Annotated in this window: 10 protein-coding genes and 3 tRNA genes; 11 read left to right on the top strand and 2 right to left on the bottom strand. The window is 51.1% G+C overall.

The features are described from left to right. Positions 1-5 precede the first annotated feature (5 nt). The 6 genes from GEV47_RS05110 (at position 6) to GEV47_RS05085 (ending at position 5431) form a co-directional block, all read left to right on the top strand. A complete protein-coding gene (locus tag GEV47_RS05110) occupies positions 6-1055 on the top strand; it encodes a carbon-nitrogen hydrolase family protein (protein WP_153233584.1) in 1050 nt (349 codons plus the stop codon). A gap of 10 nt (positions 1056-1065) precedes the next feature. Continuing rightward, positions 1066-2169, top strand: coding sequence for a cupin domain-containing protein (locus GEV47_RS05105; RefSeq protein WP_153233583.1), 1104 nt, complete (start codon positions 1066-1068; stop codon positions 2167-2169). Between the two features lie 75 nt (positions 2170-2244). After that, entirely contained in the window at positions 2245-3153 is a 909-nt protein-coding gene (locus GEV47_RS05100) for a fumarylacetoacetate hydrolase family protein (RefSeq protein ID WP_153233582.1), read from the top strand. 13 nt (positions 3154-3166) lie between these two features. After that, positions 3167-3931 (top strand): maleate cis-trans isomerase family protein, encoded by a 765-nt coding sequence (locus GEV47_RS05095; protein WP_322741544.1) that lies wholly within the window; start codon positions 3167-3169, stop codon positions 3929-3931. Position 3932: 1 nt separating this feature from the next. Further along, entirely contained in the window at positions 3933-4550 is a 618-nt protein-coding gene (locus GEV47_RS05090; RefSeq protein ID WP_153233581.1) for a flavodoxin family protein, read from the top strand. Positions 4551-4648: 98 nt separating this feature from the next. Continuing rightward, entirely contained in the window at positions 4649-5431 is a 783-nt protein-coding gene (locus tag GEV47_RS05085; RefSeq protein ID WP_153233580.1) for a cyclase family protein, read from the top strand. A gap of 228 nt (positions 5432-5659) precedes the next feature. On the opposite strand, the gene GEV47_RS05080 is transcribed toward GEV47_RS05085, so the two are convergent. Then, positions 5660-7075 carry an FAD-binding oxidoreductase gene (locus GEV47_RS05080; RefSeq protein ID WP_153233579.1) on the bottom strand — a complete coding sequence of 472 codons (1416 nt, stop codon included), beginning with the start codon at positions 7073-7075 and terminating at the stop codon, positions 5660-5662. A 239-nt stretch (positions 7076-7314) separates the two neighbouring features. Between GEV47_RS05080 and GEV47_RS05075 the strand changes: the two genes are divergently transcribed. The 5 genes from GEV47_RS05075 to GEV47_RS05055 all read left to right on the top strand — a co-directional run bounded on the left by GEV47_RS05075 (position 7315) and on the right by GEV47_RS05055 (position 10292). Beyond that, positions 7315-8874 carry a POT-type proton-dependent oligopeptide transporter gene (locus GEV47_RS05075; protein WP_153233578.1) on the top strand — a complete coding sequence of 520 codons (1560 nt, stop codon included), beginning with the start codon at positions 7315-7317 and terminating at the stop codon, positions 8872-8874. Positions 8875-9051: 177 nt separating this feature from the next. After that, entirely contained in the window at positions 9052-9633 is a 582-nt protein-coding gene (gene pgsA / locus GEV47_RS05070) for a CDP-diacylglycerol--glycerol-3-phosphate 3-phosphatidyltransferase (RefSeq protein ID WP_153233577.1), read from the top strand. Positions 9634-9729: 96 nt separating this feature from the next. Continuing rightward, positions 9730-9805, top strand: a tRNA-Gly gene (locus GEV47_RS05065). Between the two features lie 123 nt (positions 9806-9928). Then, a tRNA-Cys gene (locus GEV47_RS05060) sits at positions 9929-10002 on the top strand. 214 nt (positions 10003-10216) lie between these two features. Continuing rightward, a tRNA-Gly gene (locus GEV47_RS05055) sits at positions 10217-10292 on the top strand. A gap of 164 nt (positions 10293-10456) precedes the next feature. On the opposite strand, the gene GEV47_RS05050 is transcribed toward GEV47_RS05055, so the two are convergent. Then, a complete protein-coding gene (locus tag GEV47_RS05050; protein ID WP_153233576.1) occupies positions 10457-11314 on the bottom strand; it encodes a ferritin-like domain-containing protein in 858 nt (285 codons plus the stop codon). Between the last annotated feature and the right edge of the window lie 44 nt (positions 11315-11358).

Here is an 11358-nt window from a genome sequence, read left to right as displayed (position 1 = left end):
TTATTATGATCGAGTTACCTAAGTTCATCGCCGCGGCAGTACAGACGTCGCCAGTGTTTCTCAATACGGCCGCGACCGTCGACAAAGCAATTGGATTGATCCATGAAGCAGCCCGTGCGGGTGCACGGCTGGTCGCGTTTCCCGAAGTGTTTGTGGCCGGTTATCCCTACTGGAACTGGATCATGACGCCGCTGGAAGGTAGTGCATGGTTCGAGCGACTGTATCGCAGTGCCATTCTGGTACCTGGGCCAGAGGTTGAAGCGCTCTGCAATGCGGCGCGACAGGCCCACATTAATGTTGTCATCGGCGTTAACGAGCGTGCTGCGCACAGCCTCGGCTCTATCTACAATACTGTACTGACCATCAACTCCGATGGCCGCTTGATTGGCCGCCATCGCAAGCTGGTACCGACCTGGGCGGAAAAATTGTCGTGGGCGCCGGGCGACGGCAGCGGGTTGCAGGTGCATCAGACCGACATCGGTCCTCTGGGTGCGCTGGCTTGCGGCGAAAATACCAACACACTTGCGCGCTACACCTTGCTGGCACAAGGTGAATTAGTCCATGTGGCGAATTACATCTCATTGCCGGTAGCTCCACCTGACTACGATATGGCCGAAGCCATCAAGGTGCGCGCAATGGCGCATTGTTTTGAAGGGAAGGTATTCACGGTGGTGTCGTGTTCGACCGTATCGGAAGAGATTATCCGTGCGATGGAAGAGGCCAAGCCTGGTTCACGGCCATTACTGGAACGAAAGAACAGTGCATTTTCCGCCATTATTGGTCCCGATGGCCGGGTAGTCGGCAAGCCGCTGATTGATGAGGAGGGCATCGTCTACGCAGAGATTGATCTGGCGCGCTGCATCCAGCCCAAGCAGATGCACGACATCGTTGGCCACTACAACCGCTTCGACATCTTTGAACTGAAAGTCAATACAGCACCGCAACGGCCGGTAACACTGTACGGCGCTGCGCCGGACGTCGCCGCGGATAACCCCGAACTGAACCAAACCTGTGAACACGACGGCTGCACGGCGAATGCCGGAGCCGCTCACTAAGGAGTATTTCATGCGCGAAAACATAATTGGACGGGCTAACGTCGAAGACACACCGGAGCTCGAAGCATATTACCGGCAATTGGAGCAGCACGAAGCTGGCGCTTTGTGGACCGTTGCCAACAAGATTGAGCCGTGGTTTCCGAAGTCGACTTCGGTGCCGACGATGTGGCGCTATCGCGACTTGCGCGAACTGGTGTTGCGTTCGGTCGATCTGGTGACGCCCGAACAGGCTGGCCGTCGCGTGGTGATGTTGACCAATCCGATGCGCAAGGATGTCAGTGCCAGCGTCGGCTGGTTATATTCAGGACTACAGGTGATGCGTCCCGGCGAAGAAGCCAGCGCACATTGCCATTCGGCCTCAGCGCTACGCTTCATCATGGAAGGTTCGGGCGCTTACACGGTGGTCGACGGCCACAAGATGATGCTCAATGCGCGAGACTTCGTACTCACGCCGAATGGTACCTGGCACCAGCATGGGGTGGAGTCATCGGGAGATTGGTGCGTGTGGCAGGATGGGCTCGACATTCCGCTGGTCAATGCGCTGGAAGCGAACTTCTACGCGGTGCATCCTGATCTGGGCCAAAAGACTACTTTCCCGGTGGATGATTCGACGAAGACCTTTGGCGGCCCGGGTTTGCTGCCGGTGAATTTCAAATGGGACAAGGGATATTCACCGCTATTCAAGTATCAGTGGGACGCGACCTACGAAGCACTGCAGAACTACGCAAAGGTCAGCGATGGTTCGCCGTGGGATGGGATCATCCAGCAATTTGTCAATCCGCTCACTGGTGGGCCGGTAATGCAGACCATAGGTGCCAGCATGCAAATGCTGCGCCCCGGCGAACATACGCAGGCGCATCGCCATACCGGAAGCGTGATGTATCAGGTGGCCAAGGGTAGCGGTTATTCGGTGATCGGCGGCAAGCGCTTCGACTGGCAGGAAAAGGATATTTTCTGCGTGCCGTCCTGGGAAGTGCATGAACACGCTAATTCCTCAACCAGCGACGATGCCTGTCTTTTTTCCTTCAACGACTTACCCGTCATGCGCGCCCTCGGCCTTTATCGCGAAGAAGCGTGGACGGACAACGGCGGTTACCAGACCGTTACTGCGTAGTAGACGGCTCAAAGAGCGGCGCAAACCGCGCCGTTTCACCGGCCGAGATATCAATCCAAGTTAACAGAGACCAATATGAAACTCATTACCTTTCAGACCCGTACACTGCACACGCGTTTAGGCGCGCTTGTCGATAATTTTGCCGTCGACCTTGAACTCCTTGGCGCTGCCGCTGGCCTGACACTGCCAGACAATATGCTCGACTTCATCGATGCGGCGCCGGTATCGGTTCAGCGCACACGCGAGCTATTGAGCAAGTTCGAGGGTAACTGGCCATTAAATGTTGCTACACCGGTAGCTAACGTACGATTGCTGGCACCGATCCCGAAGCCGCGCAAAAATATTTTTGGCATTGGCCTGAACTACGTCGAACACGTCGCAGAGTCGGCACGCACACTGGACACATCCAAGGAGCTACCAAAGCAACCAGTCGTGTTCTCCAAGCCGCCGACTACCGTGATCGGTCCCGGTGACGCCATTGAACACAACGCCATGATCACGCAGCAACTGGACTGGGAAGTCGAGCTTGCTGTGATTATCGGTGCTACCTGTCGCCGCGTCGGTGAAGGCGAGGCGATGAGCAAGGTATTTGGCTACACCGTACTCAACGATATCAGCGCGCGCGACTGTCGCCGTGCTGGTCAATGGATCTTTTCCAAGGGGCAGGATACCTTTGCTCCTATGGGTCCATACATCGTGACCGCCGACGAAATTGCAGACCCCCACAATCTGGATCTGTGGCTGAAGGTCAACGGCAAGATCAAGCAAAACTCCAACACTCGTCATATGTTGTTCAAAATTCCCGCGCTGATCGCCGATATCAGTTCGGCTATCACGCTGGAACCGGGCGACATTATCGCGACCGGCACACCATCGGGTGTCGGGGCTGGCATGGATCCGCAAGAATGGATGTGGCCGGGCGACGTGATCGAGCTGGGCGTTGAGTCGATTGGCACACTGCGCAACCCGGTTGTGGCGGTCTGAGATGGGAGTCGACATGAACCAACAAACTGCTAAGCGCTTTCGCATCGGCCAAATTGTGCCGAGTTCGAACACCACAATGGAAACGGAAATCCCGGCGATGCTGCGGGCACGTGAACTCATACTGCCGGAGCGTTTTACGTTCCATTCCAGTCGCATGCGCATGAAGAAGGTTACTAAGGAAGAGTTGGAGGCGATGGATCGCGATTCCGACCGTTGTGCCGATGAACTCTCCGATGCACGTGTGGACGTGATGGGGTACGCCTGTCTGGTTGCCATCATGAGCATGGGTACGGGCTATCACCGTCAATCAGAGCAGCGGCTGCATCAACGTACGGTGCAAAACGGCGGTGCTGCGCCGGTAGTCAGCAGTGCCGGCGCACTGATTGAAGGACTCAAGGCGATAGGGGCAAAAAAAGTATCGATCATTTGCCCGTACATGAAACCACTTACCAAGCTGGTGGTTGACTACATTGAAAGTGAGGATATTCAAGTACACGATTATTGCGCGCTCGAAATTCCCGATAACCTTGAAGTTGGTGCGCGCGATCCGATGGCGCTGTTAGACATCTACAAAAATGTATCGCTGAAGGGCATTGATGCGCTGGTGCTATCGGCCTGTGTACAGATGCCGTCGTTGGCGGCAGTACCTGTGGTTGAAGCGGCAGCTGGTCTGCCCGTGGTATCGGCAGCGGTTTGTACTACCTGGCAGATGCTGACCAAGCTCGGCTTGCAAACCTCCGTGCCTGATGCAGGTACTTTGCTGTCGGGACGGTACTAGCATGAGGGCGCCGGACACGAGTGATACCAGCATCGCCGTAATCTTTCATAGCGGTCAGGGTCATACAGCCGCTTTGGCACACGCGGTGGTAAGCGGGATCGAGGCCACCGGCGCCAAGGCAGCGTTGTTCGATGCCGACTCAGCGATTCTACGACTTGACGAGTTGGCGCAATTCGACGGTCTTGTGTTCGGTTCGCCGACTTACATGGGGAGCGTTTCTGCCAAGTTTAAAGCCTTCATGGAAGAGAGTCGGCTAGCACGCGGTCAGTGGCGCGATAAGGTGGCTGCCGGTTTTACCAATTCTGCCAGTCAGAGCGGCGACAAGCTCAACACCTTGGTACAACTGACCGTATTTGCGGCTCAGCACGGCATGTTGTGGGTAAGTCTTGGACTTCGGGCTGGCAACAATTCGACGCAGGGCAGTATCGATGACCTCAATCGGCTCGGCAGTTTTTTGGGAGTGATGGCGCAGTCGAATGTCGATCAGAGCGCGGAGTTTACGCCGCCGCAAAGTGATCGCGATACGGCCTTCAATTTAGGACAACGGGTCGCCATGGTCGCGCAGCAATTGAGAGTTGGGAAATATTTGGAAGAAGGCAGTGTATGTATGCCTATGTAGTTTAAATGTAATTAAATGCAGCAAGCGAGTGATAATAAGTGCGGCTGAGCCTGACCGGAGCCGTCCAAACCAAGCCCGTCCCGATTAAAAGGAATTAAATGAATACTTCACCCTTGTTACCAGTAATTAATGCTCTTGCTAGCGGTGCACTCAAAATCATTGATTTGACGCAGACACTCAGTCCGCAGACTCCTGTGCTGCAACTTCCGCCGCAGTTCGGCCAATGCGCGCCATTCCAGTTAGAGGAAGTGTCACGCTATGATGAGCGTGGGCCAGCCTGGTATTGGAATAATTTTTCCTGCAACGAGCATACCGGCACGCATTTCGATGCACCTGTCCATTGGGTGACCGGCAAAGATCTAGCTGAAAATGCCACTGACACTGTGCCGGTGTCGGATTTTCTGGCGCAAGCGTGCGTGATCGATTGCAGCGCTGAAAGTGCGGAGAATAACGACTTTTTGCTGACGATAGCGTTCCTGAAAAAATGGGAAGACAAGCACGGGCGAATCCCCGAGCGCTCTTGGGTGTTGATGCGTACCGACTGGTCGAAACGTGGCACGCCTGAGGCCTATCTCAATATGCGCGAGGACGGCATGCATACGCCGGGTCCAGATCCAGAGGTAGTGAAATGGATGATAGAGGAGCGACAGGTATTGGGGTTTGGTGTAGAGGCGATCGGCACCGATGCAGGCCAGGCCCATGCCTTTAATCCGCCATATCCTTGTCATTACCACATGCATGGCAACAGTCGCTATGGACTGCAATGCCTGACCAATCTCGATCTGCTGCCGCCGCAGGGAGCCTTGGTGTTTGCCGCGCCGTTAAAGATCAAAGGCGGATCGGGCAGTCCGCTGCGGGTGATCGCTCTGGTGGTTACCTAATTGTCGATGATTGATTGAAATATCCCGGTGGCCAATATCAAAGCTGATGTTGTCGTCACTGGGGATTGAATGAATTCCTTGGGGGGACAATCGCCCAACTTGAGGATGGCGACTTTCGCGTTCAGACATGTTTTGTCAAATGAAATCACGATTTATACATCTAATGTGATGTAACGTGATTCGATCCCGCCTCTCCCGCAAGCCGGCGAGAGAGAGGTACCAATCGCTTTAAATAACCTTACCCGGATTCATCAAATTTAGCGGATCCAATGCTTGTTTAATACTTTTCATCAAAGCGATTTCAATCGGCGATTTATAGCGCAATAGTTCTTCGCGCTTAAGTGTGCCGATACCATGTTCGGCGGAGATGGAGCCGTTGAATCTGGTGACGCTGTCGTGCACCACGCGATTGATTTGGTCTTGTTGTGCGAGTAGATCGTCGGACGATTGATCGACTCTTGGCGAAATATTGTAATGTAAATTGCCATCACCTAGATGACCAAAGGTGACATTGCGACAGCCTGGAAAATGTTGCTGTAATAACGCATCGGTGGTGCTGATAAATTCGCCTATTTGGGAAATGGGTAGCGACACATCATGCTTGATATTCTTGCCTTCCATCGCCTGGGCTGATGAAATACATTCTCGCAGCTCCCACAGCATTTTTGACTGTGCAGTTGAGCTGGCTAACACTGCATCCTGACAAATATCCTGTTCCAATGCCTGTTCTAACAAGGCTTCCAACATCGCACTGGCATGGGCTTCCGATTCACTATCGGATAACTCTAACAAAACATAATGCGGATGATGTTGCTCGAACGGGAAAGCCAGATGGGGCATATGTTTGGCCACCAGTTGCAAGCATAAATCCGACATTAATTCAAAGCCGGTCAATGTTGGACCGCAAGCATTTTGCGCCAAGGTTAACAGGCGTAGAGCGGCATCCGGAGTTTGTAGCGCGGCCATTGCGGTGAGTTGCGCTTTTGGTTGCGGGAATATTTTCAATACCGCCGCCGTGATCACGCCAAGTGTACCTTCTGCGCCAATAAACAAATCACGCAAATCGTAGCCGGTATTATCTTTACGCAGGCCGCGCAGGCCGTGCACAATTTCTCCTTGTGCTGTCACCACTTCCAGCCCCAGACATAATTCACGTGCATTGCCATAGCGCAGAACCGCAGTACCGCCAGCGTTGGTCGCCAAATTGCCACCGATGGTGCAACTGCCTTCGGCCGCCAAGGATAAGGGCAATAAACGATTGACTGCTTGCGCGGCTTCTTGCGCATTCTGCAAAATACACCCAGCTTCGACGATCATGGTCTGATTGACTGGATCCACCGTACGTATGCGATTTAGTCGTGTCAGTGACAGCACAATGGCGTTGCCGCTGTCATCGGGCACGCTGCCGTAGACTAATCCGGTGTTACCTCCTTGTGGTACGACAGGTACTTTGTACTGATTACATAATTTGATAATCGCTGCGACTTCTTCCGTATTGCCGGGTTTGACGACAGCGATGGCAAGTCCGGTAACGCGCTGGCGCTGATCGATAAGGTACGTGGCTTTGTCCGTATCGCTGGTGAGAACATAGTTGCTGCCGATAGCGTTGATGCAAGCGGTGATGAAGTCGATTGAGGTGGTCATTGCGCGAGGGTAGGGGTAAATAATGAGCAGGGATGGACGAATATTAAGCCTCGAATTTAGCATGAATGCAGACGGTAATCTGACTAAATCACTAATGCGCTATAAGTTGAGCTTACTTAAAACAGTCGTGTTTGTATGGGCGCGCATATGTCAGCCGGTTTGTTGCTGTTTTGTCCAGCGCTAGATAAATTAGCGGACTTCTCGTATATTGCGTCCTTTCAGAAAATAATAAGTTATATATGAGTCAACTACAGCAGGCAGCATCTAGTGGGAAGATGCCGCGACAGATTCCCTTCATTATTGGCAACGAAGGTTGCGAGCGTTTCAGTTTTTACGGAATGCGCAACATCTTGACCCCGTTTTTGATTACATCGTTGTTGATGTACTTACCGGAATCGGCCCGTCCAGGTGCTGCCAAGGATATTTTTCATACCTTTGTAATCGGCGTGTATTTCTTCCCGCTATTCGGTGGTTGGTTGGCAGATCGTTATTTGGGCAAATATAAAACTGTGCTGTGGCTGAGTTTATTGTATTGCGTCGGTCACGCATGTCTGGCTATTTTTGAAAATAACGTTACCGGTTTTTATGTAGGCTTAGGTTTGATTGCATTGGGATCGGGCGGGATTAAGCCTTGCGTTTCGGCCTTTGTCGGCGATCAGTTTAATCAGTCCAACAAGCATCTGTCGAAAATTGTCTACGACATGTTTTATTGGATTATTAACGTCGGGTCGTTCTTTGCTTCTTTGTTGATGCCAATTTTCCTGAAAAGCTATGGCGCTTCGGTGGCCTTCGGTATTCCCGGGATATTGATGCTGATTTCGACCATCGTCTTTTGGATGGGGCGTAACAAGTATGTAATGGTAGAGCCAACTAAAGTAGTTGATCCTCATTCTTTTACACGCGTTATGCGTACGGCATTAATGACAACTGTGCCCGGACAAGGTCGTCCTGGGTATTGGATGGCGGTGGCTGGCACTGTGCTTGCGGTGGCATCGTTTGCGCTGATTTCAACATTGGGTATCGTGCCGGTATTGTGTATCGCATTGGTGCTGGTGTTGGCATTTTTCGGCATGGGTACGTGGATGCAACTTGAGCGCGCACGCGGTCAGCATCCTGATGTGGCGATTGACGGTGTTCGCGTAGTGTTGCGGTTGTTGATTGTTTTTGCATTGGTTACGCCGTTCTGGTCTTTATTTGACCAAAAAGCCTCGACCTGGGTGATACAGGCAGGGCAGATGAGCGCACCATCCTGGTTACAGCCGGCACAAATGCAGGCGCTTAACCCGATGTTTGTGCTGCTGTTAATCCCATTCAATAACTTGGTTATCTATCCCCTGATGCGCAAATTTGGCATTGAGCCAACTGCATTGCGACGTATGACTGCCGGGATTGTGTTCTCTGCTTTGTCGTGGATACTGGTTGGTTTCTATCAGTTGGTCATTGATGGTGGCAATGCCATTTCTATCGCCTGGCAAATTTTACCTTATGCTTTGTTGACGTTAGGCGAAGTATTGGTCTCTGCAACCGGTCTTGAATTCGCTTATAGCCAGGCACCGAAAGAGATGAAGGGTACCTTGATGAGTTTCTGGTTGCTCGCAGTTACCGTCGGTAACTTGTGGGTGTTGCTGGCAAATGCTGGCGTACGCAATCAAGGGCTGATCACTTGGGTGCAATCGACCGGTATAAGTGTGACGGCGTTCCAAATGTTCTTCTTTGCTGTATTTGCAGGCTTGGCTGCATTGGCATTTGGCTTGTATGCACGCACTTATCGGGTAGTAGATAATTATCGGACGACGTAGATAATTGCGCGGATCGCGGGCCTTTACAGTGAAGGCCCGCGACTTGCTCGCGTTTTTTGTTGTTGAAAGACGCCTGTTAAAAATTGTCTGTGTTTGTTTTGACACTTCTGCGGCATACTCTTAGATAATGATAGGCAGTTTATGTTTCCGACCGTGAGCAACCACCATATTTAATCTATGCCATTTAATATCCCCATCTTCCTGACTTGGCTGCGCGTCGCATTAATTCCATTGGTCGTCGGCGTCTTCTATCTCCCTAACTTTGGATTTTCGCGCACTGATATTGGCTTAGCCTCTGCGTTGGTTTTTATCATTGCTGCGGCAACGGATTGGTTTGATGGGTTTCTCGCACGTCGTTGGAATCAGACTTCAGCGTTCGGTGCTTTTTTGGATCCGGTGGCAGATAAGTTAATGGTTGCGGGAGCCTTGCTGGTCTTGGTTAATCTGGATCGGGTTAGCCCCATTATCGCTTTTATCATCATCGGTCGCGAAATTACGATCAGTGCTTTGCGCGAATGGATGGCGCAGATAGGTGCATCCAAATCGGTCGCGGTAAGTTCTTTGGGGAAAATTAAAACGGCAGCGCAAATGACGGCGATTCCACTGTTGTTGTATAACGGGGATGTGCTTGGTGTTAATGTGGAATGGTTAGGTCATGCATTGATGTTGCTGGCAACGGTGCTGACAGTGTGGTCGATGTTTTATTATTTGCGCAAAGCTTGGCCATTGATGAAAGAAAAAGTAGGCGATCCTTCATAAATTTCTTGTTAATGCTTGACATAGTTTTCGCAGCATCTATAATAGCGACTCTTTAGTTGATGCAGCAAAACAACGCAGCAGAAACATAAAGGAAATGCGGGAGTAGCTCAGTTGGTAGAGCGATACCTTGCCAAGGTATAGGTCGAGAGTTCGAGCCTCTTCTCCCGCTCCAAATTCAAAAAGGGAAGCTGAAAAGCTTCCCTTTTTAATATCAGAATTTGCATTTTTGGCGATGTAAAAAGCAACTAAATTGTTGCGAATTCAGATAGTTGTAAAGCGTTACAATAGCACCCTTGGCGGGGTAGCAAAGTGGTTATGCAGCGGCCTGCAAAGCCGTAGACGCCGGTTCGATCCCGACCCCCGCCTCCAGATTTTTTAAAATAGCCTTGCAAATTTATTTTAGTTGGGTATAATACGCAGCTCTTAATAAATTGTTTTGGCGATTTAATAAGAAATTAGTTCGAAAGCATAGCCGATACAAGAGTTGATTCACCTTTCGTCGAGGCCACTCTCCAGATAGGATTGGGTTTCGGGAGTCTTCTCCTGTATCGGTTATTTAGTAATACAGTAAGTGCAAGTTGACGCGGGAGTAGCTCAGTTGGTAGAGCGATACCTTGCCAAGGTATAGGTCGAGAGTTCGAGCCTCTTCTCCCGCTCCAAATAAAAAAAGCCCTTAATCGTTTGATTAAGGGCTTTTTTACTTTATGCCGTATTTACACGAAAACTACAGCGGTAAATGCTGTAGTTTTCGTCTCCACATTTGATAGTCAATTGATATTTCAATGCATCATTGATGGGATGGACACGTGAACATCCAGAATGTTTACCGCAAGATAAGTCGATTCATCACTTGCTCAGCAGGGTAACGTACCAGTGTTTCCAGCATCACCGGCAAGTCGAGCGGGCGTATCATCATTTTGATGGTCATATCAGCCTGCAGGTGGCTGCGGATGGTGGTGTTCATCATCGCGCTTATTGCACGCAATTGACTGGCTCGTGTCGCTTCATCGTCAAAGTTTTTGAGTGAGCGGAAGTGGAAGGTATGACGTAGGGCGCACGCAGCGTCTTCATTTTTCATTTCTAAAGTCCGGCGTCGCAGCGTATTAAATATATGGCGACGGCCGAGTCCTTCTTGTTGGCGCAGGCGCCGAAAATAGCGGAAGAAATGTTTGTAGTGATTCACCTCATCGTTGGCGATCAGGGTGGCGAGATGTTGCAGTAGCGGTTCTTGCGTGCTGCGCGCCAAGGCGCGATAAAAAGTCGCGGTGCCAGTTTCAACCACGCAACGAGCGACCATTTCCAGTGCTCGGCTAGGCTCGAGTAATTCAACTTTGCAGTAACCTGCATATTCCGCGAGGAAGCTGTCATACGCTGCTTGCCAGTCAAATTCTGGCCATACTTGCTCAATATAAGTGCGTAGCGCAAGTCCGTGCTGTAGCTCTTCTTTTTCCCAATAAGTGGTGAGCCAGGCAGTAATCTCGGGATCGTCACCGTAATAGGCAATCAAATTTTGTGTATACAGATCTGATCCGCTTTCGACAAAAGATGCGCTTGTTACTAAATAAAATAAGATTTCATCTGATCGTGCGACTGCCAGATCAATACTTGCAAAATCGAGATCGGCTATACGCCAGTGGACGTGAGAGGGGCGGAGTGCTTGCGTTGACGGGGGCGTGTTCATGAGCTGTCTTTCTGATATGTTCGTGATGACTATGGAACAACAGT

It is taken from the genome of Glaciimonas soli, assembly GCF_009497155.1.
Taxonomy (GTDB): Bacteria; Pseudomonadota; Gammaproteobacteria; order Burkholderiales; family Burkholderiaceae_D; genus Glaciimonas; species Glaciimonas soli.
Note: the sequence above shows the minus strand (reverse complement) of the source record. Positions and strands in the feature narration are given on the sequence as shown.

Bases quoted from the DNA above. Each gene is read 5' to 3' on its own strand.
- pgsA (WP_153233577.1), top strand. From the start codon at position 9,052: ATGCCATTTAATATCCCCATCTTCCTGACTTGGCTGCGCGTCGCATTA.
- GEV47_RS05110 (WP_153233584.1), top strand. From the start codon at position 6: ATGATCGAGTTACCTAAGTTCATCGCCGCGGCAGTACAGACGTCGCCA.
- GEV47_RS05080 (WP_153233579.1), bottom strand. From the start codon at position 7,075: ATGACCACCTCAATCGACTTCATCACCGCTTGCATCAACGCTATCGGC.
- GEV47_RS05090 (WP_153233581.1), top strand. From the start codon at position 3,933: ATGAGGGCGCCGGACACGAGTGATACCAGCATCGCCGTAATCTTTCAT.
- GEV47_RS05075 (WP_153233578.1), top strand. From the start codon at position 7,315: ATGAGTCAACTACAGCAGGCAGCATCTAGTGGGAAGATGCCGCGACAG.
- GEV47_RS05100 (WP_153233582.1), top strand. From the start codon at position 2,245: ATGAAACTCATTACCTTTCAGACCCGTACACTGCACACGCGTTTAGGC.
- GEV47_RS05095 (WP_322741544.1), top strand. From the start codon at position 3,167: ATGAACCAACAAACTGCTAAGCGCTTTCGCATCGGCCAAATTGTGCCG.
- GEV47_RS05105 (WP_153233583.1), top strand. From the start codon at position 1,066: ATGCGCGAAAACATAATTGGACGGGCTAACGTCGAAGACACACCGGAG.
- GEV47_RS05085 (WP_153233580.1), top strand. From the start codon at position 4,649: ATGAATACTTCACCCTTGTTACCAGTAATTAATGCTCTTGCTAGCGGT.
- GEV47_RS05050 (WP_153233576.1), bottom strand. From the start codon at position 11,314: ATGAACACGCCCCCGTCAACGCAAGCACTCCGCCCCTCTCACGTCCAC.